Origin of the sequence: Streptomyces sp. NPDC085900, from assembly GCF_044540925.1 — a bacterium.
GTDB lineage: Bacteria > Actinomycetota > Actinomycetes > Streptomycetales > Streptomycetaceae > Streptomyces > Streptomyces gilvifuscus.
Genome location: NZ_JBITSP010000003.1, coordinates 784,935 through 811,250 on the forward strand (window position 1 = coordinate 784,935; position 26,316 = coordinate 811,250).

General features: G+C 70.4%; 29 protein-coding genes. 6 read left to right on the top strand and 23 right to left on the bottom strand.

Going from position 1 to position 26,316, the window contains the following annotated elements; genetic code table 11:
* Positions 1-44 precede the first annotated feature (44 nt).
* On the top strand, positions 45-599 hold the full coding sequence (locus ACIGDI_RS13000; protein WP_399894731.1) for a hypothetical protein: 555 nt from the start codon (positions 45-47) through the stop codon (positions 597-599).
* Positions 600-672: 73 nt separating this feature from the next.
* Here ACIGDI_RS13000 and ACIGDI_RS13005 read toward each other — a convergent pair whose 3' ends face one another.
* The 7 genes from ACIGDI_RS13005 to ACIGDI_RS13035 all read right to left on the bottom strand — a co-directional run bounded on the left by ACIGDI_RS13005 (position 673) and on the right by ACIGDI_RS13035 (position 6,909).
* Positions 673-825 carry a hypothetical protein gene (locus ACIGDI_RS13005; RefSeq protein ID WP_200705113.1) on the bottom strand — a complete coding sequence of 51 codons (153 nt, stop codon included), beginning with the start codon at positions 823-825 and terminating at the stop codon, positions 673-675.
* A 138-nt stretch (positions 826-963) separates the two neighbouring features.
* A complete protein-coding gene (gene tsaE / locus ACIGDI_RS13010) occupies positions 964-1,476 on the bottom strand; it encodes a tRNA (adenosine(37)-N6)-threonylcarbamoyltransferase complex ATPase subunit type 1 TsaE (RefSeq protein ID WP_200705114.1) in 513 nt (170 codons plus the stop codon).
* On the bottom strand, positions 1,442-2,683 hold the full coding sequence (locus ACIGDI_RS13015; RefSeq protein ID WP_399894736.1) for an alpha/beta fold hydrolase: 1,242 nt from the start codon (positions 2,681-2,683) through the stop codon (positions 1,442-1,444). The genes tsaE and ACIGDI_RS13015 overlap by 35 nt, the downstream gene beginning before the upstream one ends.
* Before the next feature lie 91 nt (positions 2,684-2,774).
* Positions 2,775-3,953, bottom strand: a complete 1,179-nt coding sequence (gene alr / locus ACIGDI_RS13020) for an alanine racemase (protein ID WP_399894739.1) — start codon at positions 3,951-3,953, stop codon at positions 2,775-2,777.
* Between the two features lie 47 nt (positions 3,954-4,000).
* On the bottom strand, positions 4,001-4,915 hold the full coding sequence (locus ACIGDI_RS13025; protein WP_399894742.1) for a L,D-transpeptidase family protein: 915 nt from the start codon (positions 4,913-4,915) through the stop codon (positions 4,001-4,003).
* A gap of 78 nt (positions 4,916-4,993) precedes the next feature.
* Positions 4,994-6,466 (bottom strand): NAD(P)H-hydrate dehydratase, encoded by a 1,473-nt coding sequence (locus ACIGDI_RS13030; RefSeq protein WP_399894745.1) that lies wholly within the window; start codon positions 6,464-6,466, stop codon positions 4,994-4,996.
* A 71-nt stretch (positions 6,467-6,537) separates the two neighbouring features.
* Positions 6,538-6,909: a holo-ACP synthase gene (locus ACIGDI_RS13035; RefSeq protein ID WP_351562733.1), complete on the bottom strand. Its 372-nt coding sequence runs from the start codon at positions 6,907-6,909 to the stop codon at positions 6,538-6,540.
* A 185-nt stretch (positions 6,910-7,094) separates the two neighbouring features.
* On the opposite strand from ACIGDI_RS13035, the gene ACIGDI_RS13040 reads away from it, so the two are divergent.
* On the top strand, positions 7,095-8,096 hold the full coding sequence (locus ACIGDI_RS13040) for a hypothetical protein (RefSeq protein ID WP_399894749.1): 1,002 nt from the start codon (positions 7,095-7,097) through the stop codon (positions 8,094-8,096).
* A gap of 18 nt (positions 8,097-8,114) precedes the next feature.
* Positions 8,115-9,908, top strand: coding sequence for a M16 family metallopeptidase (locus tag ACIGDI_RS13045; RefSeq protein WP_399894752.1), 1,794 nt, complete (start codon positions 8,115-8,117; stop codon positions 9,906-9,908).
* Positions 9,909-9,915: 7 nt separating this feature from the next.
* Here ACIGDI_RS13045 and glmS read toward each other — a convergent pair whose 3' ends face one another.
* Entirely contained in the window at positions 9,916-11,763 is a 1,848-nt protein-coding gene (gene glmS / locus ACIGDI_RS13050) for a glutamine--fructose-6-phosphate transaminase (isomerizing) (RefSeq protein ID WP_399894755.1), read from the bottom strand.
* 165 nt (positions 11,764-11,928) lie between these two features.
* Here glmS and coaA point away from each other — a divergent pair, with 165 nt between their 5' ends.
* Positions 11,929-12,897: a type I pantothenate kinase gene (gene coaA, locus ACIGDI_RS13055; protein ID WP_200700884.1), complete on the top strand. Its 969-nt coding sequence runs from the start codon at positions 11,929-11,931 to the stop codon at positions 12,895-12,897.
* A gap of 16 nt (positions 12,898-12,913) precedes the next feature.
* Positions 12,914-13,861 carry a DUF389 domain-containing protein gene (locus ACIGDI_RS13060; protein WP_399894758.1) on the top strand — a complete coding sequence of 316 codons (948 nt, stop codon included), beginning with the start codon at positions 12,914-12,916 and terminating at the stop codon, positions 13,859-13,861.
* An 85-nt stretch (positions 13,862-13,946) separates the two neighbouring features.
* On the opposite strand, the gene glmM is transcribed toward ACIGDI_RS13060, so the two are convergent.
* From glmM to rplM, 3 genes are all read right to left on the bottom strand, one after another.
* Positions 13,947-15,305 (bottom strand): phosphoglucosamine mutase, encoded by a 1,359-nt coding sequence (gene glmM, locus ACIGDI_RS13065; protein ID WP_399894761.1) that lies wholly within the window; start codon positions 15,303-15,305, stop codon positions 13,947-13,949.
* A gap of 167 nt (positions 15,306-15,472) precedes the next feature.
* Positions 15,473-15,985 (bottom strand): 30S ribosomal protein S9, encoded by a 513-nt coding sequence (gene rpsI, locus ACIGDI_RS13070; protein WP_058923751.1) that lies wholly within the window; start codon positions 15,983-15,985, stop codon positions 15,473-15,475.
* A gap of 41 nt (positions 15,986-16,026) precedes the next feature.
* Entirely contained in the window at positions 16,027-16,470 is a 444-nt protein-coding gene (gene rplM, locus ACIGDI_RS13075) for a 50S ribosomal protein L13 (protein WP_123762523.1), read from the bottom strand.
* 324 nt (positions 16,471-16,794) lie between these two features.
* Between rplM and ACIGDI_RS13080 the strand changes: the two genes are divergently transcribed.
* The gene (locus ACIGDI_RS13080; RefSeq protein ID WP_200700881.1) at positions 16,795-17,676 is read left to right on the top strand and encodes a hypothetical protein; all 882 of its coding nucleotides are present in this window, start codon (positions 16,795-16,797) and stop codon (positions 17,674-17,676) included.
* Positions 17,677-17,701: 25 nt separating this feature from the next.
* Here ACIGDI_RS13080 and truA read toward each other — a convergent pair whose 3' ends face one another.
* From truA to rpmD, 12 genes are all read right to left on the bottom strand, one after another.
* On the bottom strand, positions 17,702-18,559 hold the full coding sequence (truA, locus tag ACIGDI_RS13085; RefSeq protein WP_399894768.1) for a tRNA pseudouridine(38-40) synthase TruA: 858 nt from the start codon (positions 18,557-18,559) through the stop codon (positions 17,702-17,704).
* A gap of 140 nt (positions 18,560-18,699) precedes the next feature.
* Complete coding sequence (gene rplQ, locus ACIGDI_RS13090) at positions 18,700-19,203, bottom strand: 50S ribosomal protein L17 (protein WP_399894771.1); 504 nt, start codon at positions 19,201-19,203, stop codon at positions 18,700-18,702.
* Positions 19,204-19,298: 95 nt separating this feature from the next.
* Positions 19,299-20,321: a DNA-directed RNA polymerase subunit alpha gene (locus ACIGDI_RS13095; RefSeq protein ID WP_003966937.1), complete on the bottom strand. Its 1,023-nt coding sequence runs from the start codon at positions 20,319-20,321 to the stop codon at positions 19,299-19,301.
* Positions 20,322-20,570: 249 nt separating this feature from the next.
* The gene (gene rpsK, locus ACIGDI_RS13100) at positions 20,571-20,975 is read right to left on the bottom strand and encodes a 30S ribosomal protein S11 (protein WP_003956432.1); all 405 of its coding nucleotides are present in this window, start codon (positions 20,973-20,975) and stop codon (positions 20,571-20,573) included.
* Positions 20,976-21,045: 70 nt separating this feature from the next.
* Positions 21,046-21,426 carry a 30S ribosomal protein S13 gene (rpsM, locus tag ACIGDI_RS13105; protein ID WP_020135802.1) on the bottom strand — a complete coding sequence of 127 codons (381 nt, stop codon included), beginning with the start codon at positions 21,424-21,426 and terminating at the stop codon, positions 21,046-21,048.
* Positions 21,427-21,622: 196 nt separating this feature from the next.
* The gene (rpmJ, locus tag ACIGDI_RS13110; protein ID WP_003998809.1) at positions 21,623-21,736 is read right to left on the bottom strand and encodes a 50S ribosomal protein L36; all 114 of its coding nucleotides are present in this window, start codon (positions 21,734-21,736) and stop codon (positions 21,623-21,625) included.
* Positions 21,737-21,795: 59 nt separating this feature from the next.
* Positions 21,796-22,017: a translation initiation factor IF-1 gene (gene infA / locus ACIGDI_RS13115; RefSeq protein ID WP_003948620.1), complete on the bottom strand. Its 222-nt coding sequence runs from the start codon at positions 22,015-22,017 to the stop codon at positions 21,796-21,798.
* Positions 22,018-22,401: 384 nt separating this feature from the next.
* Positions 22,402-23,238 (bottom strand): type I methionyl aminopeptidase, encoded by an 837-nt coding sequence (map, locus tag ACIGDI_RS13120; protein WP_399894775.1) that lies wholly within the window; start codon positions 23,236-23,238, stop codon positions 22,402-22,404.
* Positions 23,239-23,336: 98 nt separating this feature from the next.
* Positions 23,337-23,999 (bottom strand): adenylate kinase, encoded by a 663-nt coding sequence (locus ACIGDI_RS13125; RefSeq protein ID WP_399894778.1) that lies wholly within the window; start codon positions 23,997-23,999, stop codon positions 23,337-23,339.
* Positions 23,999-25,312, bottom strand: a complete 1,314-nt coding sequence (secY, locus tag ACIGDI_RS13130) for a preprotein translocase subunit SecY (protein ID WP_399894781.1) — start codon at positions 25,310-25,312, stop codon at positions 23,999-24,001. Before secY ends, ACIGDI_RS13125 begins: the two co-directional genes overlap by 1 nt.
* Before the next feature lie 361 nt (positions 25,313-25,673).
* Entirely contained in the window at positions 25,674-26,129 is a 456-nt protein-coding gene (gene rplO, locus ACIGDI_RS13135) for a 50S ribosomal protein L15 (RefSeq protein ID WP_030233862.1), read from the bottom strand.
* A 2-nt stretch (positions 26,130-26,131) separates the two neighbouring features.
* Complete coding sequence (gene rpmD / locus ACIGDI_RS13140; protein WP_003974250.1) at positions 26,132-26,314, bottom strand: 50S ribosomal protein L30; 183 nt, start codon at positions 26,312-26,314, stop codon at positions 26,132-26,134.
* Between the last annotated feature and the right edge of the window lie 2 nt (positions 26,315-26,316).

Here is a 26,316-nt window from a genome sequence, read left to right on the forward strand (position 1 = left end):
GCCGGGAAGCACGGCGTACGAGGCGATGGGTCAGGTGGGCGACGGTGGCGAACGGCAGCTCCGGATTCGTGTTCGGGCTCACCGCGGCGGCCCTCGCGGCCGTCGGCGCACTCGCCTACCAGGCCTCGGCGACGGTCCCTGCGGGCTTCGGCAAGCCGCACGCGAGCGCCTCCGCGGCACCGGCCGTCTCGAAGGCGCCCCGCGTCCGGCGGGACCCGACGGCCCTGCCCTCCGGGTCCGGCACGGGCCCGCGGGTCGTGTACTCCGTGGCCGGCGACCGGGTGTGGCTCGTCGGCAAGCGCGACAGGATCGTCCGGACGTACGAGGTCACCGCGGGCAACGTCGATCCGGTGCCGGGCGCCTACACGGTCACGTCCCGCTCGAACTCGGTCACCGGCACCGACGGCACCCCCATCGAGCACGTCGTCCGCTTCGCGAGCGTGGACGGCGTGGCCGTGGGCTTCAGCGCGGCGGTGCGGGAGCCGAAGTCGGCGCCGGACCCGGGCGTGCGCACGGGCGGCATCCGCGAGTCCCGCGCGGACGGCATGGCGATGTGGGAATTCGCGACGATCGGCGTGAACGTCGTTGTGGTCCCGTAGGCCTGCCCCAGGCGTGCACGTCGTGGTGGTCCCGTAGGCCTGCCCCAGGCACGCAGGCCCTGGTCCGCGGGTCCTAGGCGGCTCTGCGGTGCCCGGTGGTCCCGGGGTCGGGCAGGCGCGGCGGGGTGGAGATCGCGGTCGCGGCGGCGCAGGACGCGAGCAGCTCGCGCATGGGAACCGCGGGCATCACGCGCGGCTGCTTCTCGTCTCGTTCCGTGGCCGGCATGGACGCCTCCTGACGTGCGGGGGCGGGCGTAGTTAGGTAGACCTAACCACGAGCTGGATACCATGTGACCACGAGCGAGACGCGGAAAGCAACATTTTGCCGACGGCTTGTCGGAACGTTCACGGAAAAGACCGGCCGCTACGCGGAGAGCACGCTCAGGTCCACCGCGGCCCAGCGCTCGCCGAGCCCGGTCACCGTCACGTGCCGCACCTCGTCCGTGGTGTCCCCCACGGCGCGGTGGATGACGACGTGCAGCCTGTCCTCGGTCAGCTCCTCGACCTTGCCCTCGCCCCACTCCACGACGATCACGGACTCGGGCAGCGAGACGTCGAGGTCAAGGTCCTCCATCTCGTCCAGCCCGCCGCCCAGCCGGTAGGCGTCGACGTGCACCAGCGGCGGGCCGTCGCCCAGGGAGGGGTGCACGCGGGCGATGACGAAGGTGGGCGAGGTGACGGCGCCCCGCACTCCCAGCCCCTCGCCGAGCCCGCGGGTGAGGGTCGTCTTGCCGGCGCCGAGTTCCCCGTTGAGCATCAGGAGGTCACCGGCGCGCAGCAGCTTGGCCAGCCGGCGGCCCAGGTCCTGCATCTGCTCGGGGGAGGTGACCGTCAGCCGGGTCTCAACCGGGTTGTGCGGTGCTGCTGGTGCTTCCATAGCCACCCACGGTAGCCCCTGCGGGCACGGCACCCGCACGGGTGAGCAGGTCGGCGAGCCGGTCGGTGACCACTTCCGGGTGTTCCAGCATCACCAGGTGTCCGGCGTCCGGGACCAGCACCAGCTCGGCCTCCGGCAGCAGGTCGGCGATGGCCTCGCTGTGCTCGCTGGGCGTGACCAGATCGCCGATGCCCGCCAGTACCAGCACCGGCATGTCCGTGAAGTGGACGAGCGCCTCGGTCTTGTCGTGGTCGTTGAACGCCGGGTAGTACTCGGCGACCACGTCGATCGGCGTGCCCTCGATCATCCGCTCGGCGAACCGCACGATGGCCGGGTCGACGTCCCGGGAGGCGAACGAGTACCGCTTGATGATCCCGGCGAACAGGTCGGCGGTGGCCCGTCGGCCCCGCTCCACCAGCGCGGCCTGCTGCCCCAGCGCCTTCAGCACGCCGGGCAGCACCCGCCGTACGGCGTTCACGCCCGCGACGGGCAACCCGAAGTTGACCTCGCCGAGCCGCCCGGACGACGTACCGACGAAGGCGGTGGCGACGACCCGGTCCCGGATCAGCTCCGGGTACTGGTCGGCCAGGGCCATCACGGTCATCCCGCCCATGGAGTGCCCGACCAGCACGATCGGCCCGGTCGGCGCGGCGGCGTCGATGACGGCCTTGAGGTCCCGTCCGAGCTGCTCGATGTCGACGGGCACCCCGTCCTGCACCTGCCGCACGCCTCGCCCGGACCGGCCGTGGCTGCGCTGGTCCCAGTGCACGGTCCGTACGACACCTCGCAGCGCCGCGCGCTGGAAGTGCCAGGAGTCCTGGCTGAGGCAGTAGCCGTGGCTGAAGACGACGGTGACGGGGGCGGGCGCCTTCCGCCCGAACAGCCGTCTCCGGCGCGGGCCGAGCGCGGGCACGGCGTCGGGGTCGACGTCGTCGACCTCGTAGTACAGCTCGGTGCCGTCGTCGGCCGACGCCTTGCCGGGCGTGCCGCGCAGCGCGCCGTACGGGCCCGCCGAGTCGAGGGCGAGCCGCGCCTTCCTCCGCATCCCGCGGCCCACGGTGAGCCGCTCGATGGCGACGCCGGCCGCGGCCCCCGCCGCGACCACGCCTATCGCGGCGCCCGCGATGCCCGTGGCCCGGCGCCAGTTGCCGGCCGCCCCCGCGGCGGAGGCGACGGCCGCGACGGCCTCCGCGCTGCTCTCGCTCACGTACCGCTCCTCTTTCGCCGGAATGCTGTTCGCCGGTTCGGGTGACGCTGATGCCGCAGGTTCTGACGGTGCCGTGCCTTCGGCAGGTCACTCAGCGGATTACCCCGTCCTGTTGCTCATTCACATAGACGCGGGGAACGCGCGTTCCGATGCGTGTGACGATCTCGTACGCGATGGTTCCCGCGGCCTGCGCCCAGTCCTCGGCGGTGGGCTCGCCGCGGTCGCCCGGCCCGAAGAGCACCGCCTCCGCGCCGACCGGCGGCTCGTCCCCGCCCAGGTCCACGACGAACTGGTCCATCGCGATCCGCCCTGCGACCGTCCGCCACTTGCCCCCGACCAGCACCGGGCCGTTCCCCGAGGCGTGCCGCGGGATGCCGTCCGCGTACCCGAGGGGCACGAGGCCGAGGGTGGTCCGGCCGGAGGTGACGTAGTGATGCCCGTAACTGACGCCGTGACCCCCCGGAACGTGCTTGACCAGGGCGAGGTTCGCCGAGAGCGTCATCACCGGCCGCAGTCCGAGGTCGGCGGAGGTGCCGAGCTCGGGGCTGGGCGAGATGCCGTAGAGAGCGATCCCGGTGCGTACGAGGTCGAAGTGGGAGTCTGGCAGGGTGAGTGTGGCGGGGGAGTTGGCGATGTGCCGCACCTCCGGCCGGACGCCCTGCCGCTCCGCGTATCCGACCATCTCCCGGAAGAGGGCGAGCTGGGCGGCGATGGAGGGGTGCCCCGGTTCGTCGGCGCAGGCGAAGTGGGACCACAGTCCGGTGATCCGCAGCACCCCGTCGGCCTCGGCGCGCAGGGCCTCGGCGACCAGCTCGGCCCAGTCCTCCCCCGGCTGGCAGCCGTTGCGCCCCAGCCCGGTGTCGGCCTTGAGCTGCACGCGGGCGGGGACCCCGGCCGCCCGCGCCGCGGCCGTGACCTCGGCCAGGGCCCACATCCCGCTCACGGACACGTCGATGTCGGCCTCGACGGCCTCCCGCCAGGGCCCGCCCGGCGTCCACAGCCAGCACATGATGCGTCCCGGCAGGCCCGCCCGGCGCAGCGCGAGGGCCTCCTCGGGCGTGGCGGTCCCCAGCCACCCGGCTCCGGCCTCGACGGCCGCCCGGGCGCACCGGACGGCCCCGTGGCCGTAGGCCTCGGACTTGACCACGGCCATGAGCTGCGCCCCGGGCGCGAGGGCGCGCAGGGTCCGCACATTGGCGCGCAGGGCCGCCAGATCGATCTCGGCACGGGCGCGCAGGGGCGCGGTCGGGGCAGATGCTGTCTCAGTCATGGCGCCCCCAGTGTCTCAGAGGGCGCGGGAAGCGCCGGGGGCCCCGTCTACGCGCCGGGCCTGCGTCCCCACACGTACACCCGGTCGCCCTTCTTCAGCACGCCCCACAGCTTGCGCGCGTCACCGAGGCGGAGGTTGACGCAGCCCCAGGAGCCGACGGTGGTGTAGATGGTGCCGTAGACGGCGTGGAAGGCCTCTCCGCCGTCGAAGAACTGGGCGTAGGGCATGGGCGAGTTGTAGAGCGTGGACCAGTGGTTCTTGTGCCGCCAGTAGATCGTGTGCCAGCCGGCCCGGGTACGGTGCCCGGCCCGTCCGCTGCGCATCGGCACGGGCCCGAAGACGACCTTCGTGCCCTTCTGCACCCAGGTCAGCTCCCGGTTGAGGTCGACGCAGGCGACCTTGTACGTGCGCACCGGGCACTTCCCGGCGGCGTTGGGGCTCTTGCGGGCCCCGATGAGCTGCATGGTGGCCCATGTCACAGGGCCCGCGAACCCGATCGCGGGCTTGATGTCGTGCTCGACCTGGAAGGCGCGGATGGCCCGGCAGTCGGCGCCGGACTGCCGCCCGTCCGCCCGCAGCTTCAGCCACCGCTCCACGGCCCGCTGGTACGGCCCGGTCCGCTTGCTGCACGTCACCTTCTTGACCGCGTCCCCGAGCGGGACGTACTCGACGAGGTCGTACGTCCCCGGGGCCGCGTCCCTCGGTTCGACGGCGTCCTCCGCCGCGCTCGGCGTGTAGGTCTTCGGGGCGAGCATCTGGTCCGGCGTGTCGATCTGCCAGGGCCGGGAGGGGCCCGGGGGAACGCCGGGGACGAGCTCGGCGTCGGCGGGGCCGGGCGCGGGGACCGGCGGGGCGGGGGCGGCCTGGGCGGCAGCGGCGGGGAGGCCGGCGCCGACGGACAGGGCGGTGGCCGCGGTGAGCAGCACCGCGATGCCTCGATGGGCGATTCGTCTACTGATCATCCCATCAGATAAACGTGGCGATACGGCCGATCGGGGATGCCGCGCGGCCGGGTCACCCTTATTGCGGAGCCGGTCGGCTCAGCTGCGCACGTCCCGCCAGGCCCCCGGGATCGCATCCGCCACGTCGTGCGCACCGGCCGGCGCACCGTCCGCCGCGAACCGCCCGGCCAGACCGTGCAGATAGGCGGCGGCGCTGCCCGCGTCCAGCGCCGACAGCCCCGATGCCAGCAGCGACCCGGCGAGTCCCGACAGCACGTCCCCGCTGCCGGCGGTGGCCAGCCAGGACGTGCCGGTCGCGTTGACCCGTACGAGCCCGCTCGCCGGGTCGGCGACGAGCGTCGTCGACCCCTTGAGCAGCACGGTCGCCCGGTACTTCGCCGCCAGCTCCCGCACCGACTTCAGCCGCGCCCCCTCGACCTCCTCGCGCGCGACACCCAGCAGGGCGGCGGCCTCCCCGGCGTGCGGGGTCATGAGCGTGGGCGCACGCCGTTCCCGTACGACGTCCAGGTCGGCGAGCCGCAGCCCGTCCGCGTCGATCAGCACGGGGACGTCGGCCTCCAGCACCTCGGCCACGGTCCCGGCGTCGTCCCCGGCACCGGGGCCGACCACCCATGCCTGCACGCGCCCGGCCTTGTGCGGCCCCTGGTCCGACACGAGTGTCTCGGGGAACCGTGCGATGACGGCGTCCCCGGCGGGCCCGACGTACCGGACGGCGCCCGCGCCGCCGCGCAGCGCCCCGGAGACGGCGAGGACGGCGGCGCCCGGATACCGGGCTGACCCGGCCGCGATCCCCACCACGCCCCGGCGGTACTTGTCGCTCTCGGCGCCGGGCGACGGCAGCAGCGCGGCCACGTCGGCGTGCTGCAGCGCCTCCAGCTCGGGCCGCGCGGGCAGCACGTCGCCCAGCCCGATGTCGACCAGCCGCACGGAACCGGCGTACTCGCGCGCGGGATCGACGAGCAGGCCGGGCTTGTGCGTACCGAAGGTCACGGTGAGATCGGCACGGACGGCGGCGCCCCGCACCTCTCCGGTGTCGGCGTCGACGCCGCTGGGCAGGTCGACGGCGACGACGGGCGCCCCGGACTCGGCGACGACCCCGGCCAGCCGCTCCGCGTCCGGCCGCAGTCCGCCCTGGCCGCCGATGCCGACGATGCCGTCGACGACGAGGTCCGCGCGCAGGATCGTCTCCTCCACACGGTCGATGCCCGCGGCCGCGGCGGGTTCGGTGCCGCTCCCGGCCCCCACGACCCGCCCTCCGGCCCGCCGCAACGCCGCGAGCCCCCCGGCGTGCACGCGTTCGGGCGACAGCAGCACGGCCGCGACCCCCGCCCCGCGCCGGGCGAGCCGCGCGCCGGCGTACAGGGTGTCGCCCCCGTTGTCCCCGCTCCCGACGAGCAGCACGACCCGGCTGCCGTAGACCCGCCCCAGCAGTTCGGCACAGGCGGCGGCGAGCCCCGCCGCGGCCCGCTGCATCAACGCACCTTCCGGAAGCCGCGCCATGAGTTCCCGCTCGGCTGCCCTGACCGTCTCCACGCTGTACGCAGTACGCATGGGCCGAGTCTGCCCCGAATCCCCCGCCACCCGCACTCGCCGCATGCAGAAGGGCCCCAGGCCCTGTCGGCTCAGCCTTCCGCGATCACCACTGCCGACGCCACCCCCGCGTCATGGCTCAACGACACGTGCCAGGACCGCACCCCCAGCTCCGCCGCCTTCGCCGCCACGCTCCCCTTCACCCGGAGCCGGGGCCGCCCGCTGTCCTCGACGTACACCTCGGCATCGGTCCACAGCAGCCCGGCCGGTGCGCCGAGTGCCTTGGCGAGGGCCTCCTTGGCGGCGAACCGGGCGGCGAGCGAGGCGACCCCGCGGCGTTCTCCGTTCGGCAACAGCAACTCGTCCCGCACGAAAAGCCGTTCGGCCATCCCGGGCGTGCGCTTCAGCGACGCCTCGAACCGCTCGATCTCGGCCACGTCGATACCGACCCCGATGATGCTCATGGCGAGCACCCTAAGGGCGCCGGGCGGCAACTCGGGCCGCCCGGAAAGCCGTAGCGGACACGTGAAGCGGACGCGCGAAATCTCGGTCCCCTTCCGTCACACCCCCCTGCTAGCCTGCGAACTCTCGCGCGCCTGGGGGGCCAGTTCGCGCGCTCTTCCCATCGACCGGTCAAGGGGGCGCCCGTATGGGCGAAAGCGCCGTAGGCAAGGGGACCGTGAGCAAGGGGGCCGCAGAGGGCGGCGGCCCCGGTGCCTCGTCCGTCCCGGTGAGTGATCCGTTCGACGCGTTGCCCGGGCTGGCGCCGCTGCGTGCCGCCGCGTGGGACGACGACTGGGCGGGCACGCAGGCCTTCTTCGCGGAGATCGGGGATCGCGCCGCCGACGTCTCGTTCGCCGCGGGCCTCCTCGCGGGAGTGGAGAGGACGGAGGCCTTTCTGGAGCGGGCCGTGAAGGCGCTGCCCGCCGACCCCCTTCCCCGCACCCTCCTCGCGGAGCGGTACATCCGCATCGGCTGGCGCGTCCGCGGCGGCGCCAGGGCCGAGCGGGTCTCGCGGGACCAGTTCGCCGAGTTCCACGACTGGCTGCGCAAGGCCGAGCTGCTGCTGATCGAGGTGTGCGCGGAGCACCCGGAGTACGGCCCCGCCTGGACCGCACGGCTGCTGACCGCCCGCGGCCTGGAGCTGGGGCAGTCCGAGGCGCGGCGGCGATACGACCGGCTCTCGGAGCACCATCCGCACCTCCTCCGGGCGCAGTCGCAGCTGTTGCAGCAGCTGTGCCCCAAGTGGGGCGGCTCCTGGGAGGCCGCGCACGGCTTTGCGAGGGAGACGGCGGCGGCCGCGCCTCCCGGCTCCCCCGCCGGAGCCCTGATCGCCGAGGCCCACATCGAGCGCTGGCTCGACCTCGGCGGCCCCGCGGCCACCGAGCACCTGCGCGACGTGGCGGTCCGCAACGAACTGCGCGACGCCGCCCGGACGTCCGTGCTGCATCCCGACCACCGCCCGGGTTGGCACTCGTGGGGCGCCCACAGCACGTTCGCCCTCGTCTTCTCGCTCGGCGGTCATCTCCGGGACGCGGCCGCGCACTTCGCGGCCCTGGGCGACACGGTCTCCGAGTCGTTCTGGCAGTACCTGCCCGACTGGAAGAACCGTTTCACGACGTACCGCACGGCCGCGTCGGCGGCGCTCTGAGGACGGGGACGACACCACATGACCACGCAGAACACGACCACGCCCCCCGACACCGCGCAGCCGGACCTCGCCGCGCTCGACGGCCTCGTCGGCCACACCACCGTGCACGGCATCCCCGCCCTGTTCGCGCCCCGCCCCGGCCCCCTCACCGCCGGTCTCCTCTTCCGGGTGGGCCGGGCCGACGAGACCCTGCCCACCACCGGCGTCACCCACCTCGTCGAACACCTCGCGCTGCACCGCCTGGGCCTGTCCGACCTGCACTACAACGGGGCCACGGCGGACGCGTACACCCTCTTCCACGTCACCGGCGACGAGGAGGAGGTCGTCACCTACCTCAACGGCGTCTGCGCGGCACTGCGCGACCTCCCGCTGGAGCGGCTGGAGACCGAGAAGGAGATCCTGCGGACCGAGGCGGGCAGCCGCGGGAACGGCCCCCTGTCGCAGATGCCGCTGTGGCGCTACGGCGCCCAGGGCCACGGCCTCGCGAGCTACGACGAACTCGGCACCCGCAGCCTGACGGCCGACCAGGTACGGCACTGGGCCGAGACCCGCTTCACCCGGGACAACGCGGTGCTGTGGTGCACCGGCGACCACGTGCCCGAGGGCCTGGACCTCACCCTGCCGGCCGGCCGCCGCTTTCCCGCCCCGGCCGCCACCAGCGCGCTGCCCGTCACGCCCGCCTACATCTGCGGCGACGACGGCCACGTCGTCTTCACCTCCGTGCTGCGCCGCTCCACCGCCGCCGCCGTGTTCGCCGAGGTCCTGGGCCGCGCCCTCTTCCAGGACCTGCGCCAGAAGGGCGGCTACTCCTACTCCGCGGAGGCCGACTACACCCCGCGCGACGCCGACTTCGCCACCCTCACCGCGTACGCCGACGCCCTGCCGCAGAAGCAGGACGCGGCACTCGGCGGCTTCGTCGACGTGTTCGCCCGGCTGCGCGCGGGCCGCGTCGAGCAGGCCGAACTGGACTCCGCGCGCGGCAAGTCGCTCAAGCGCTACGACGTGCCCGACCTGGGCGCGGCCCTGCTGCCGTCGTACGCGCACAGCCTGCTGCTCGGCCACCGGCTGCTGACCCCCGAACGGCACCGGGCCGAGCTGGAGGCGGTGACGGTGGAGGGCCTGCGCGAGGTGGCCCGCGAGGCCTGGGACGGCGGGCTGCTCCAGGTGCCCACCCGCGGCGCCGAGTGGGCGGGCCTGACCCCGGCCCCGCGGTACTCGCCGACCGGGGTGTCCGGCACCCTGCACCCCTCGCTGGAGGACGACGACGTCACGCTGGTCCTCGGGGACACCGGCGTGACGCTGTCGCTGCCCGGCGGCCTGGTCACCGTCCGGTACGACGCGTGCGCCGCGATGACCACCCGCCCCGACGGGGCCCGGTACCTGACCGGCCTCGACGGCTTCCGGGTGGCCGTGGAGCCGACCCTGTACGGCGATGTCACGCCCGAGCGGATCGCGGTCGTGGACGCGGCCGTGCCCGCGGAGGCGGTGGTCCCGCTGCCGGCCCGCAAGGAGGAGGAAATCCCCCGGCCGCGGGAGCGGAAGCCCGCTGCGCCGGCCGCCGGGACCGATGCCTCCGGGACCTCCGGGGCGACTGGGAAGAGGGCCTGGAGGTGGTCGCTCGGGCTCCTGCTCATCCTGGGCGTGGACGTGGTGTTCGGGGCGGGCGTCCTGCTCACCGCGGTCCACCTGGCCGAGTCCGCCGACCCGCGGTGGAACCGCCTTCTGCCCGCGGTCGTTCCGGGCATCCTGCTCATGCGCATCACGTACCGGACGTACCTGAGCGCGACGGGCGCCCCCGAAAGGCGCCCCTGAGCGCCGCCTACTCCACCGTCACCGACTTCGCCAGGTTCCGCGGCTGGTCCACCTCGTTGCCGCGGGCCGTCGCCAGCTCGCAGGCGAACACCTGCAACGGCACCGTCGCCACCAGCGGCTGCAGCAGCGTCGGCGTCACCGGGATGCGGATGAGGTGGTCGGCGTACGGCACCACCGCCTCGTCGCCCTCCTCCGCGATGACGATCGTCCGCGCGCCCCGGGCCCGGATCTCCTGGATGTTGGAGACGATCTTGTCGTGGAGGACGGAACGCCCGCGGGGGGAGGGCACGACCACCACCACCGGCAGGTCCTCCTCGATGAGAGCGATCGGGCCGTGCTTCAGCTCCCCCGCCGCGAACCCCTCGGCATGCATGTAGGCGAGCTCCTTCAGCTTCAGCGCGCCCTCCAGCGCCACCGGGTAGCCCACGTGCCGCCCCAGGAACAGCACCGTGTTCTTGTGGGCCAGGGTGCGCGCCAGCGCCCGTACCGGCTCCATGGTCTCCAGCACCCGCTCGACCTCGCCGGAGATGTGGGACAGGTCCCGGATGACGGCGGTGATCTCGTCGCCCCACTTGGTGCCGCGCACCTGCCCCAGGTACAGCGCCACCAGATAGCAGGCCACCAGCTGCGTCAGGAACGCCTTCGTCGAGGCGACCGCGACCTCCGGACCGGCGTGCGTGTACAGCACCGCGTCCGACTCGCGGGGAATCGTCGACCCGTTCGTGTTGCAGATCGCCAGCACCTTGGACCCCTGCTGCCGCGCGTGCCGCAGCGCCATCAGCGTGTCCATGGTCTCCCCGGACTGCGAGATCGCGATCACCAGCGAGCGCGCGCCGAGGATGGGGTCCCGGTACCGGAACTCGCTCGCCAGCTCCACCTCGCAGGGGATCCGCGTCCAGTGCTCGATGGCGTACTTGGCGATCAGCCCGGCGTGGAAGGCCGTACCGCACGCGACGATGACGACCTTGTCGACCTCCCGCAGCTCGGTGTCGGAGATCCGCACCTCGTCCAGCGTCAGCGAGCCCGCGGCGTCGATGCGCCCCAGCAGCGTGTCGGCGACCGCCTTGGGCTGCTCGGCGATCTCCTTGAGCATGAAGTAGTCGTAGCCGCCCTTCTCGGCGGCCGACGCGTCCCAGTCGACGTGGTAGGAGCGCGTCTCGGCCGGACGCCCGTCGAAGCCGGTCACCGTCACCCCGTCGCGGCGCAGCTCCACGACCTGGTCCTGGCCCAGCTCGATCGCGGAGCGCGTGTGCGCGATGAACGCGGCGACGTCGGAAGCCAGGAACGCCTCGCCTTCGCCGACGCCGACCACGAGCGGTGAGTTCCGCCGGGCCCCCACCACCACGTCCGGGTCGTCGGCGTGCACCGCGACCAGCGTGAACGCCCCCTCCAGCCGCCGGCACACCAGCCGCATCGCCTCCGCGAGGTCCGCGCAGGAGGAGAACTCCTCCGCGATCAGGTGCGCGACCACCTCGGTGTCGGTCTCGGAGGCCAGCTCGTGCCCCCGCTCCTCCAGCTCGGCCCGCAGCACCGCGAAGTTCTCGATGATCCCGTTGTGGACGACGCAGACCCGGCCCGCGTTGTCGAGATGGGGGTGGGCGTTGGCGTCGGTCGGTCCGCCGTGCGTGGCCCAGCGGGTGTGCCCGATCCCCGTGAAACCCGCCGGCAGCGGCCGGTCCACCAGCTCCTTCTCCAGGTTCACCAGCTTCCCGGCCTTCTTCGCGGCCGCCAGCCCCCCGTCCGCCAGCACGGCGACACCCGCCGAGTCGTACCCCCGGTACTCCAGCCGCCTCAGTCCGGCCATCACGACATCCAGCGCCGACTGCGACCCCACGTATCCCACGATTCCGCACATGAGCGGCAGCCTACGGGCGAACCGGCGCCCGAAAGAGGCTCAGCGTGCCCGGATTCGGAAATTCCCACGGCCATACGAACCCGCGCGGAAAGAGCGTGACGCACCCCACCCACCATCCGGTTCAAACTCCGTTAACAATGGACTGTGATCTCTCCGGTCAACTCGATGCCCCGGAGCGCCCACCGGCGAGGGCCGGAGGCGACTCCCTACGTCGACCTCACCCGTTCCGAGTGGAGCGCGCTGCGGGACAAGACGCCGCTGCCGCTGACCGCCGAGGAGGTCGAGAAGGTGCGCGGCCTCGGCGACGTCATCGACCTCGACGAGGTGCGGGACATCTACCTCCCGCTGTCCCGCCTCCTCAACCTGTACGTGGGCGCCACCGACGGCCTCAGAGGCGCGCTGAACACCTTCCTCGGCGAACAGGGCTCACAGTCCGGCACCCCCTTCGTCATAGGGATCGCCGGTTCGGTGGCCTGCGGCAAGTCGACCGTCGCCCGACTGCTGCAGGCGCTGCTGTCCCGCTGGCCCGAGCACCCGCGCGTCGAGCGGGTCACCACCGACGGCTTCCTGCTGCCCACCAAGGAACTCCGGGCCCGCGGGCTGATGTCGCGGAAGGGATTTCCCGAGTCGTACGACCGCCGCGCCCTGACCCGGTTCGTCGCCGACGTCAAGGCGGGCAAGGACGAGGTCACCGCCCCCGTCTACTCCCACCTCATCTACGACATCGTCCCGGGCGAGAAGCTCGTCGTCCGTCGGCCCGACATCCTCATCGTCGAGGGCCTGAACGTCCTCCAGCCCGCCCTCCCCGGCAAGGACGGCCGCACCCGCGTCGGCCTCGCCGACTACTTCGACTTCAGCGTGTACGTCGACGCGGGCGCCGAGGACGTCGAGAGCTGGTACCTCAACCGCTTCAAGAAGCTGCGCCAGACCGCCTTCCAGGACCCCAACTCGTACTTCCGCAAGTACACCCAGGTCTCCGAGGAAGAGGCCCTCGACTACGCCCGCACCCAGTGGCGCACCATCAACAAGCCCAATCTGGTGGAGAACATCGCCCCCACCCGCGGCCGCGCCACCCTGGTGCTGCGCAAGGGCCCGGACCACAAGGTGCAGCGGCTGCGGCTGCGCAAGCTCTGACCGTTAGTCTGCGCCCATGCTGCACCTGCGCCTGATCACACCGTCAGACAAGACGGACGACGTGGTCCGCCTGATCGAGAAGACCGTCGGCACCACGCACCTCGTCGTCCTCCCCGGCGCCGCCCGCAACCCCGCCGGGGACGTCGTGATGTGCGACGTGGCCCGCGAGGCCGGCGACGAACTCCTCACGGGGCTGCAGGAGTTGGGCCTGGATCGCACCGGTTCGATCGCCGTCGAGAACATCGACCTGTCGCTGTCCAAGCGGGCCGACAAGGCGGAGGCGGAGGCCCCGGGCGAGGGCGCGGACGCCGTCCTGTGGGAGCACCTCACCGACGCCACCCACGAGGAGTCGACGCTCTCCGCCACCTACCTCGCCTTCATCACGCTCGCCACGATGATCGCGGCCTGCGGTGTCGTCCTGGACAACGCGATCCTCATCGTGGGCGCGATGGCGGTCGGCCCGGAGTTCGGGCCCCTCGCCGGTGTCTGCACGGCGATCGTGCAGCGCGCCCCGCGCCTGGCGCTGCGGTCACTCATCGCGCTGCTGGTGGGCTTCGCCGTGGCGATGCTGCTGACGGTCGGCTTCAGCCTGTTCATGGACGCGGTCGGCCTGTTCACCAAGGTCCAGCTGGAGGCGAAGCGGCCCAACACGGGCTTCATCTACGCCCCGGACTGGTTCTCGTTCGTGGTCGCGCTCCTGGCGGGGGCGGCGGGCACCCTCTCCCTGACCTCGGCCAAGTCGGGCGCCCTGGTCGGCGTCGCCATCTCCGTGACGACGGTCCCGGCCGCCGCCAACGCGGCCGTGGCCCTGGTCTACAGCGACACCCACCAGGCGGTGCGTTCCTCGGAACAACTGCTCCTGAACCTCATGGGCATCGTCCTGGCAGGCACCCTGACGCTGCTCGTCCAGAAGTGGCTCTGGTCCAGGCAACGGCATCTTTCGAAGGGACGGCAAGGTCACTGACCTTTGGGGCGCGGGGAACTGCGCGATCGACCACGACGGCGCGGCAGCCCGCACCGCACAGCACCCCCACCCCGAACCCGGCGACTTAGCCCAGAGCCGACTTGACCGCGTCGGCGAGCCGCCCCGCCACAGACCGGGCCTGCTCGATGTCCGCGGCCTCCACCATCACCCGCACCAGCGGCTCCGTGCCCGACGGCCGCAGCAACACCCGCCCGGTGGAACCGAGTTCCCGCTCGGCCTCGGCGACGGCGGACGCCAGCTCGGCCGACGTACCGACCCTGGACCTGTCCACGTCCGGCACGTTGATCAGCACCTGGGGCAGCCGCTCCATGACGGACGCGAGCTCCCGCAGCGACCGCCCGGTCCGGGCGACCCGAGCGGCCAGCATCAGCCCGGTCAGCGTCCCGTCCCCGGTCGTCGCGTGGTCGAGGATGATCACATGCCCGGACTGCTCGCCGCCGAGCGCGTACCCGTGCTGCTTCATCTCCTCCAGGACGTACCGGTCCCCCACCGCCGTCTGGACGAGCTTCAGCCCCTCCCGCTCCAGCGCGAGCTTGAAGCCCAGGTTGGACATGACGGTGGCGACCACGGTGTCGGACCGCAGCGCCGAGCGCTCCCTCATGTCGAGCGCGAGCACGGCCAGGATCTGGTCGCCGTCGACCTCGGCGCCCGTGTGGTCCACGGCCAGGCACCGGTCGGCGTCGCCGTCGTGGGCGATGCCCAGCGCGGCCCCGTGCTCGACGACGGCCGCCTTCAGCTTGTCCAGGTGGGTGGACCCGCACCCGTCATTGATGTTCAGCCCGTCCGGCTCGGCCCCGATCGTGACGACCTCGGCTCCGGCCCGCGAGAACGCCTCCGGCGACACCCGCGCCGCGGCGCCGTGCGCCTCGTCGAGGACGATCCTCAGCCCGTCCAGCCGGTTGGGCAGTACGGCGATGAGATGGGCGACGTACTGGTCGAACCCCTCGTCGTACGCCCGTACCCGTCCCACGCCCGCGCCGGTCGGCCGCTCCCACGGCTCGCCGTGCCGGTGGGCGTCGTACACCGCCTCGATCCGGTCCTCCAGCTCGTCGGCGAGCTTGTGGCCGCCGCGGGCGAAGAACTTGACGCCGTTGTCGGGCATGGCGTTGTGGCTGGCGGAGAGCATGACGCCCAGGTCGGCGCCGAGCGCGCCGGTCAGGTAGGCGACGGCGGGCGTGGGCAGCACACCGACTCGCAGCACGTCGACGCCGGCGCTCGCGAGACCCGCGACCACCGCGGCCTCCAGGAACTCCCCGGACGCACGCGGATCGCGTCCGACGACCGCCGTAGGCCGGTGGCCCTCGAACGTACCCGCCTCGGCCAGCACGTGCGCCGCCGCCACCGACAGACCGAGTGCCATCTCGGCGGTCAGATCCGCGTTGGCGACGCCACGCACGCCGTCCGTGCCGAAGAGTCGTCCCACTTGTCCTCCTGAGAAAGCGTCAGCTGTTGCAGACGTACCGGCATCAGATCACACAAGCTTCTGAGCATCTTGTGCCGTTATACGCCCACGACGGTGATAAACGAACGCCCCGGTCGGCACTGTGGCGTGCCGCCGGGGCGTTCGGAGTACGTGCAGGCAGCTGGTGATTAGCGCTTGCTGTACTGCGGGGCCTTGCGGGCCTTCTTCAGACCGGCCTTCTTGCGCTCGACCGCACGGTCGTCGCGGCGGAGGAAGCCGGCCTTCTTGAGCGGGCCGCGGTTGTTGTCGACGTCGGCCTCGTTCAGCGCGCGGGCGACACCGAGACGGAGCGCACCGGCCTGGCCGGAGACACCGCCACCGGCGATGCGGGCGATGACGTCGTAGCGACCCTCGAGCTCGAGCACCTTGAAGGGCTCGTTGACTTCCTGCTGGTGCACCTTGTTCGGGAAGTAGTCCTCGAGGGTGCGACCGTTGATCTTCCACTTGCCGGAGCCCGGGACGATCCGGACGCGGGCGATGGCGTTCTTGCGACGGCCCAGGCCGGCGGCCGGCTGCGGGTCGCCGAAGCGGGAAGCCATGGACTCGGAGGTGTACTCGCCCTCGACGGGGACGTCCGACTCCGTGGTGTAGCTGTCGATGTCAAGCTCTTCGAGCGGCTGCTCGGCAGTGGTCTCGGCCACGATTCTCCTCAGATTCTCTTCAGGCTTAGGGGTGGCCGGACTTACTGCGCGACCTGGGTGATCTCGAACGGCTGCGGCTGCTGCGCGCCGTGCGGGTGCTGGTCACCCTTGTAGACCTTCAGCTTCGAGAGCATCTGACGGCCCAGCGTGTTCTTGGGGAGCATGCCCTTGATGGCCTTCTCGATGGCCTTCTCGGGGTTCTTGTCCAGCAGCTCGTCGTAACGGACGGAGCGCAGACCACCCGGGTAGCCGGAGTGGCGGTACGCCATCTTCTGGGTCCGCTTGTTGCCGGAGAGGTGCACCTTGTCGGCGTTGATGATGATGACGAAGTCACCGGTGTCGACGTGGGGCGCGTAGATCGGCTTGTGCTTGCCGCGGAGAAGAGACGCGGCGGTCGTGGCCAGACGACCCAGGACGACGTCCTGAGCGTCGATGACGTGCCACTGGCGAGTCACATCGCCGGGCTTGGGGCTGTATGTACGCACTTCGCAGCCTTTTTCTTCAGTGGATGGGTGCTGACACATGGCATCACTGAAGCGATCGTGCAGCTGGGGACGACAATGCCGGGGACGCTGCCCGTATGCCGCCCACTGGTAACTGCTCCAGGGAACCTAGGTATGGGCCTCTCGCGTGAGAACGAGCAAGCCAATACACAACGAAGATGCAGGATACCGGTGCGCCCCCGGACGGGTCAAAACGAGGCCGCTGCGGCGATCTGCGGCCGAGATGTACGGCCCTGTCACAAAGGTCCCCAGGAGCCTCGCCGGAGCCACACCGGCCCCCTCCGTACCCCGTCTAAGATGCGCCCCATGAGCTTTGGGCAGCAGGGGGGTCCCCAGTCTCAATGGGATCCCTGGAAACCGAACTCCCAGCAGCCGTGGAACGGCGGCGGTGACGGCCAGACCCCGGACTGGGCGGCGCTCGCGGAGGCGTCCGAGACGCGCAACAGGCGGCGCCGGCTGCTGTTCATCGGCGGCGGGGCGCTCGCCACCATCGCGATAGGCACCGCCGTCGCGATGGCCGTGGTGTCCGCGAACGGCGACAACAAGGCGTCCGGCAACCCGTCGAACCTGCCGGCCAGCGCGTCCATCCCGGGCAGCACCGCCACGGCCCCGTCCTTCGCGCCCACCAGCGCGCCGCCGCCGCTGGACCCGAAGGAGTTCATCTCCAGCAAGGCCAAGGACACGGCGCCGCTCAGCGCGACCCTGCTCTTCCCGGGCGCCCGGCTGACCATGGGCTCGACGGTCTACCAGAAGGGCGCCACGGCCGACACCAACAACTGCGCCTCGGCCGTGCAGGGCACCTACGTGAATCTCCTCACGGCCAACAAGTGCACCCGCCTGATGCGCGTGACGTACCAGAAGGACGGCATCGCGGTGACGGTCGGCGTGGCCGTGTTCGACACGGAGGCCCAGGCGACCAAGGTCAAGGCCACGGCGGACAAGAAGGGCTTCGTCAAGCCGCTCGCGGGCGGCGGTGTGAAGGCCTTCTGCAACGCCGCGACCTGCCGCACGACGGTCAACTCCTACGGCCGGTACGCCTACTTCACCACCGGCGGCTTCCTGAACGGCAAGGACGTCACGAACAAGGACACCAAGGTGTTCTCGACCGGCGACGACCTGCAGACGTTCACGTTCCGCCAGATCCGCAGGCGCGGCGAGGCCCAGGCGTCGGCCGCGGCGACCGAGTAGGACGCGAAACTCCCGGGCGCCGCGGTCAGCAGCAGGCCGCCCCCGGGAGAGTCCGCCGGTTGCGGGCCTCCTTGTTCCTGGCGGCCAGCAGCTCGTCGGCCGGGTAGCCGACCTCCTCCAGCGTCAGCCCGTGCGGTCGTACGACATGGACGGCCGAGTCCCTGACCCCGGCGGCCAGCACCTTGCCCGGCCACTCCGGGCCCCGGTGCCCGTCGCCGACGAACAGCAGCGCCCCGATCAGCGAGCGCACCATGTTGTGGCAGAAGGCGTCGGCGCGGACGGTGGCGGTCACGATCCCGTCGTCCCCACGCACCAGGCTGAGCTCCTGCAGCGTGCGGATGGTGGTCGCGCCCTCCCGCTTCTTGCAGTACGCGGCGAAGTCGTGCTCGCCGAGCAGCCGCTTCGCCGCCTCGTTCATGGCGTCGACGTCGAGCGGCCAGTCGTGCCACAGGACGTGGTTGCGCAGCAGCGGGTCGACCCCGCCGGGGTTGTCCGTCACCCGGTACGCGTAGCGCCGCCAGACGGCCGAGAACCGGGCGTTGAAGCCGCTGGGCGCCTCCCGGAGGGCCCAGACCCGTACGTCCCTGGACAGCCGCCCGGCGAGCCGCTTGAGCAGCTTCTCGTGGTGTTCACGCCAGACGGCCTCCGGCAGGTCGACGTGCGCCACCTGTCCCCGGGCATGCACCCCGGCATCCGTCCGCCCCGCGACGGTCAGCTCGTACGTCGTCTCCCCCGACCGCGTGACGGTCCGCAGGGCGTCCTCGATCTCCCCCTGCACGGTCCGCCGCCCGCCGGCCTGCTTGGCCCAACCGGAGAAGTCGGTGCCGTCGTACGACAGGTCGAGGCGCACCCGCACGTAACCGGGCTCTACTTCGTCACTCACACAGAGATCCTCTCAGGTACGAGAAAGCGGGCCCGCTCCTCGAAAGGAACGGGCCCGCAACGCCCCCAAGGGGCACGAGGCACTGCGCGACAAGCCGCCACGAACCCGCGGCCGCGAACGCGCAGCCCCCGCCAGAACGCTTACGCGTCCTTCGACTCCTCGGCAGCCTCGGTCTCGGCGACCTCGGCCTCGTCGGCCTTGGTCTCCTCGACCTTGGCCTCCTCGGACTCCTTGACCGCACGCTTCGTCGCGGCCTCGGCCTCGCCGGTCGCCTGCTGCGCCACCGTCAGCGCCTCGACCAGCTCGATGACGGCCATGGGCGCGTTGTCGCCACGGCGGTTACCGATCTTGGTGATGCGGGTGTAGCCGCCCGGACGGTTCTCGTAGCGCGGGCCGATCTCGGTGAAGAGCGTGTGGACGACGCTCTTGTCCGAGATCACCTGGAGCACCTGACGGCGGTTGTGAAGGTCGCCCTTCTTCGCCTTGGTGACCAGACGCTCGGCGTACGGCCGCAGACGGCGGGCCTTCGCCTCGGTGGTGGTGATACGGCCGTGCTCGAAGAGGCTCTTCGCCAGGTTCGCGAGGAGCAGCTTCTCGTGCGCGGCGCTGCCGCCCAGACGGGCACCCTTGGTGGGCTTCGGCATTGTTCTTCTCCTGTGTGTCTGCCCCGGCCGTGTCAGGTACCGGGGTCAGGAACCCGATGAGCGGATGCTCACCGGCAACGACCGGTCAGTACTGCTCAGTACTGCTCGGTCTCCACGAAACCCGCGTCCGCGTCGTCGTCGGCGCCGAAGGCGTCGGCAGCGGCCGTGGGGTCGAATCCGGGCGGGCTGTCCTTGAGGGCCAGGCCCATGCCGGCCAGCTTCGCCTTGACCTCGTCGATCGACTTCGCACCGAAGTTGCGAATGTCGAGCAGGTCGGCCTCGGAACGCGCGACGAGCTCACCCACGGAGTGGATGCCCTCACGCTTGAGGCAGTTGTAGGAGCGGACCGTGAGCTCCAGCTCCTCGATCGGCAGCGCCAGGTCGGCGGCAAGGGCGGCGTCCGTGGGGGACGGGCCCATGTCGATGCCCTCGGCGTCGATGTTCAGCTCGCGGGCGAGACCGAACAGCTCGACCAGGGTCTTACCGGCGGAGGCCATGGCGTCACGGGGACGCATCGCCTGCTTGGTCTCGACGTCGACGATCAGCTTGTCGAAGTCGGTGCGCTGCTCGACACGGGTCGCCTCGACCTTGTACGTGACCTTCAGCACCGGGCTGTAGATGGAGTCGACCGGGATACGGCCGATCTCCTGGCCCACCTGCTTGTTCTGCACGGCGGAGACGTAACCGCGGCCACGCTCGACCGTGAGCTCCATCTCCAGCTTGCCCTTGCCGTTGAGCGTGGCGAGGACCAGGTCGGGGTTGTGCACCTCGACACCGGCCGGGGGCGCGATGTCGGCGGCGGTGACCAGACCCGGACCCTGCTTGCGCAGGTACATCACGACCGGCTCGTCGTGCTCCGAGGAGACGACCAGCTGCTTGATGTTGAGGATCAGGTCGGTGACGTCCTCCTTGACGCCCGGCACGGTGGTGAACTCGTGCAGGACGCCGTCGATGCGGATGCTGGTGACAGCAGCGCCGGGGATCGACGACAGGAGGGTGCGGCGGAGGGAGTTGCCGAGGGTGTAGCCGAAGCCCGGCTCCAGCGGCTCGATCACGAACCGGGAGCGGAACTCGTCGACGACCTCTTCGGTCAACGAGGGACGCTGAGCGATCAGCATGTGTGGATCAGATCCTTCTTTCGTGGACGCCCGCTATTTGACGCCCGACGGAAACCGCGCCCTGTGAGAAGCGCGGGTACTGCAAGGGTACGGGCGATACGGCCCTTTTACGGAGCCGTACCGCCCGAATCCTGAAAGCGACCGTGCGTCAGACGCGGCGACGCTTCGGCGGACGGCAGCCGTGCTGCGACATGTGGGGGGCGACCCCCACACCCCCAGCCGAAAGCCGAGCCGCTGTGAGCCCGTGCGTCAGACGCGGCGACGCTTCGGCGGACGGCAGCCGTTGTGCGGGGTCGGGGTGACGTCCTGGATGGAGCCGACCTCGAGGCCCGTGGCCTGCAGGGAACGGATGGCGGTCTCACGACCGGAACCCGGGCCCTTCACGAACACGTCGACCTTGCGCATGCCGTGCTCCTGGGCGCGGCGGGCAGCCGACTCGGCGGCCATCTGCGCGGCGAACGGCGTGGACTTCCGGGAGCCCTTGAAGCCGACGTGGCCGGCGGAGGCCCAGGAGATCACGTTGCCGGACGGGTCCGTGATGGAGACGATCGTGTTGTTGAACGTGCTCTTGATGTGCGCGTGGCCGTGAGCGACGTTCTTCTTTTCCTTGCGGCGCACCTTCTTGGCAGCGCCCTGACGACCCTTGGGGGGCATCTACAAACTCCTACGGGGAGGTGGTCGGTCCTACAGCGAAGACCGCTGATGAAGCGTTGTCCGCTGAGGACTACTTCTTGCCCGGCTTCTTCTTGCCGGCGATGGCGCGACGCGGGCCCTTGCGGGTGCGGGCGTTGGTGCTGGTGCGCTGACCGCGGACGGGCAGACCGCGACGGTGACGGAGACCCTGGTAGCAGCCGATCTCGACCTTGCGGCGGATGTCGGCCTGGATCTCGCGACGGAGGTCACCCTCGGTCTTGATGTTGTTGTCCACGTACTCGCGGATCGCGACCAGCTGCTCTTCGCTCAGGTCACGAACACGGGTGTTCGGGTCGATGCCCGTCTCCGCCAGCGTCTGCTGCGAAAGGGTCCGGCCGATGCCGAACACGTAGGTGAGGGCGACCTCCACGCGCTTTTCGCGCGGGATGTCAACACCGGAAACGCGTGCCACTTCAATGGCTCCTGGTGATCTTCGGAGGTCTTCCGCAGAACCGGTTCCCGGCCGCCGTATCAGGTACGAACCGGGTCCCCGGCCTCCGAACCGGGGGTGTCAAGCCGTAGCGACTTGGGTCCTGCGTATGAACATATTCAGCTCGCGTCGCGCGAATCCCTGCGATGTCGATGCAGAGGGAACGGTCGATCGTGCGTCAGCCCTGGCGCTGCTTGTGGCGCGGGTTCTCGCAGATGACCATGACCCGACCGTGACGGCGGATCACCCTGCACTTGTCGCAGATCTTCTTGACGCTCGGCTTGACCTTCATGGGATTGAGGTTCTCCGGGTCAGTGCCACCACCCCGCCGAAGCGGAATGCGGGCAAGATCTACTTGTAGCGGTAGACGATCCGGCCACGCGTCAGGTCGTACGGAGACAGCTCCACCACGACCCGGTCGTCAGGGAGGATGCGGATGTAGTGCATACGCATCTTGCCGCTGATGTGTGCCAGGACCTGGTGGCCGTTCTGGAGCTCGACCTTGAACATGGCGTTCGGCAGAGACTCGACGACAGTGCCCTCGATCTCGATGGCACCTTGCTTCTTGGCCACGCTTCGCCCTTCGAATCGACTACCTTGATCGACTCCCCTGCTGTCCCTTGCGGGCGCATGCAGGCATGCGGGTGCACGAGAGCCGACGAGTCAGTCTACGTCAGCGCACCCTGAAAGACGAATCGAGGAAGGATGCCCTCACGGGGAGATCCTTAAGCGCGCCGGGACGGACGGGGAACTGCACGAGCAGCCCACCTGTGCCAGCGGATCGGGCGCGGCCGCGACGCCTGCCGCCGTCCGGGGCCGTGAGGACCAGCGGGTCGTCGGACAGGACCTCGGTCCCCATCCTGGATGCCGCCCTCGCGGGCTCGGCGCTTGGGGCGTCTCACAAGCTTCGAGCGGCTGCGCCGGCCCCCGACCGGCGGTCGTGGCTCGGGCCCCACCTCACGCCAGCGGGTCCGGGGCCGCCGTGATCCCGTACTCCGCCAGCTTCACCCTGCCGCCGTCCGGGGCCGTGAGGACCAGCGGGCCCTCCTCGGTCAGCGCGACCGAGTGCTCCCAGTGCGAGGACCAGGTGCCGTCGGTGGTGATGACGGTCCAGTCGTCCGAGAGGACCTCGGTCCTGGGCGTGCCCAGGGAGACCATGGGCTCGATGGCCAGGCAGAAGCCGGGGACCAGCTTCGGGCCCTTGCCGCGCCGGCGGTCGACGTAGTTCAGCAGGTGCGGGTCCATGTGCATCTCGGTGCCGATGCCGTGGCCGCCGTAGTCCTCGATGATCCCGTACTTGCCGCCGCCCGGCTTCGGCTGGCGGCGGATGTAGGTCTCGATGGCCCGCGAGACGTCGACGAGCCGGTTGCCCAGCTTCATGGCCGCGATGCCCGCCCACATCGACTCCTCGGTCACCCGGGAGAGCTCGATCAGCTCGGGAGCGTGGCCGGACCCCACGAAGGCCGTGTAGGCCGCGTCCCCGTGCCAGCCGTCGACGATCGCGCCGCAGTCGATGGAGATGATGTCGCCGTCCTTGAGGACGACGTCGTCCGAGGGGATGCCGTGGACGACGACCTCGTTGACGGAGGTGCAGATCGTGGCCGGGAAGCCGCCGTAGCCGAGGAAGTTGGGCTTGGCGTTGTGCTCGGCGAGGACCTTGCGGGCGACCTCGTCCAGGTCCTTGGTGGTGGCTCCGGGCACCGCCGCCTCACGGGTGGCCGCGTGGATGGCGGCGACGACCAGTCCCGCCTCACGCATCTTGGCGATCTGCTCGGGGGTCTTGATCTGCACCATGGGGGCCTGCGCTCTCCGTCACTCACGTCGTCCGATTACGTACACAACAGTACGGCCGTGACGCCCATACGGGTGCCACGGCCGTACCGGACCGGCATCTACTTGCCGTCGTCCTCGCGCTTGAGCGCCTCCAGGGCGCGCTGCGTGATCTCGTCCACCGGGCCCAGGGAGGAGATCGTGACGACCAGGCCCTGCGCCTTGTAGTAGTCGATGATCGGCTCGGTCTGCGTGTGGTAGACCTCGAGCCGCTTGCGGACGGTCTCCTCGGAGTCGTCGTCACGCTGGTACAGCTCGCCACCGCAGACGTCGCAGACGCCTTCCTTCTTGGCGGGGCTGTAGGAGACGTGGAAGACGTGCGACGAGTCGTTGCGGCAGATGCGCCGGCCGGCGATCCGCTTCACGACCTCTTCCTCGGGGACCTCGAGGTCGAGTACCGCGTCCAGCTTGATGTTCTCGGTCTTGAGCAGCTCGTCGAGCGCCTCGGCCTGCGAGACGTTGCGCGGGAAACCGTCCAGCAGGAAGCCGCCCTGGGCGTCCGGCTGTTCCATGCGGTCCTTCGCCATCGCGATGGTGACCTCGTCGGGCACCAGGTTGCCGGCGTCCATGTAGGACTTCGCGAGTTTCCCGAGCTCCGTCTGCCGGCTGATGTTGGCGCGGAACAGATCGCCCGTGGAGATGTGCGGGATCGAGAGCTTCCCGGCAAGGCGGGTGGCCTGCGTGCCCTTTCCGGCACCGGGCGGCCCGACGAGGACGATTCGCATCAGCGGAGGAACCCTTCGTAATTGCGCTGCTGGAGCTGGCTCTCGATCTGCTTCACCGTCTCGAGACCCACACCCACGATGATCAGGATGCTGGTCCCACCGAACGGGAAGTTCTGGCTTGCCCCAAAGCCCACCAACGCCATCGTCGGCACGAGAGCGATCAGTCCCAGATACAGCGAACCCGGCCAGGTGATCCGGTTGAGCACGTACGAGAGGTACTCAGCGGTCGGTCGGCCAGCCCGGATGCCCGGGATGAAGCCACCATACTTCTTCATGTTGTCGGCGACTTCCTCGGGGTTGAAGGAGATCGCCACATAGAAGAACGCGAAGAACACGATGAGCAAGAAGTACGAAACGATGTAAATCGGGTGGTCGCCCTTGGTCAGATTCTGCTCGACCCAGGTCTTCCAGCCGGACCGGGAACCGGAGAACTGCGCGACCAGCGCGGGAATGTAGAGCAGGGACGACGCGAAGATGACGGGAATCACACCCGCCTGGTTGACCTTCAGCGGGATGTACGTGGACGTACCGCCGTAGGAACGACGTCCGATCATGCGCTTCGCGTACTGCACCGGAATGCGGCGCTGCGCCTGCTCGACGAAGACGACCAGACCGACCATGACCAGGCCGACGAGAATGACGGTGCCGAACTCGATCCAGCCGCCGGCCAGGGTGCCCTGCTTCTTGATGGCCCACAGCGCGGACGGGAAGGTCGCGGCGATCGAGATGAACATCAGGATCGACATGCCGTTGCCGATGCCGCGGTCGGTGATCAGCTCACCGAGCCACATGACGACGGCGGTGCCGGCGGTCATGCAGATGACCATCGTGATGGTGGAGAAGATCGAGCGGTCCGGCACGATCTGCCCGGCGACCTGGCAGCCGTTGAACAGCGCACCGCTGCGCGCGGTGGCGACCAGACCGGTGCCCTGCAGGATGGCGAGCGCCACGGTCAGATAACGGGTGTACTGCGTGATCTTCGCCGTACCGGCCTGGCCCTCCTTCTTGAGGGCTTCCAGGCGCGGGATCACCACAGTCAGCAGCTGCAGGATGATGCTCGCCGTGATGTAGGGCATGATGCCGAGGGCGAAGACGGTGACCTGGAGCAGCGCGCCACCGCTGAACATGTTGATCATGCCGAAGAGACCCTGGTTGCCCTGGGCCTCCTTCACGCACTCCTGGACGGCCGTATAGGACACGCCCGGGATCGGGATGTGGGTACCTACGCGGTAGACCACGATGATGCCCAGCGTGAAGAGCAGCTTCTTGCGCAGGTCGGGCGTCTTGAACGCCCGGGCGAACGCGGTGAGCACGGTTCCTCCTGCGACCCCCGCGCCGCGCGCGGCAGGGACTAGTCGTCTGACATGGCCCAGAGGGCCGAACGATGTTTTCTACCACCCCGACACCGAACGGCATACCTCGCGCGGGCACAGGTGGACTTACGGACTCTAACAGCGCCTGTGCAGCCAGGTGAAGTTCGTGAGAGGGACGGCAGGTCAAGGGTGGGTCAGTTACGGGCCGGTGGAGATCCGCAGCATCACCCGATGGCGGTCAAGCCGTATTGACTTCCGGTAATACGACCGTACATTTCCGCCACTTTCTACGGCAGAGGCCGGGCAGCTCCCCGTGGAGAACTGCCCGGCCTCTGTACGTGTGCGACGGTGTCGCCGGAACTCAGACGAGCTCGGTGACCGTACCGCCGGCGGCGGTGATCTTCTCCTTGGCGGAGCCGGAGACGGCGTCGACCGTCACCTGCAGCGCCACGGAGACCTCACCCTGGCCGAGGACCTTGACGAGCGCGTTCTTGCGAACGGCGCCCTTGGCCACCAGACCCTCGACGGTGACCTCGCCACCCTCGGGGTAGAGCGCGGCCAGCTTGTCGAGGTTCACGACCTGGTACTCGGTCTTGAACGGGTTCTTGAAGCCCTTCAGCTTCGGAAGACGCATGTGGAGGGGCATCTGGCCACCCTCGAAGCGCTCCGGAACCTGGTAGCGGGCCTTCGTGCCCTTGGTACCACGACCGGCCGTCTTACCCTTCGACGCCTCACCACGACCGACACGGGTCTTCGCGGTCTTGGCGCCGGGGGCGGGACGGAGGTTGTGGATCTTGAGCGGGTTCTGCTCCGCCATGATCAGTCGACCTCCTCGACCGTCACGAGGTGGCGGACGGTGTGCACCATGCCGCGGAACTCGGGGCGGTCCTCCTTGACGACCTGCGTGTTGATGCCCTTGAGACCAAGGGAGCGCAGGGTGTCACGGTGGTTCTGCTTGCTGCCGATGTAGGACTTGACCTGCGTGATCTTGAGCTGAGCCATGA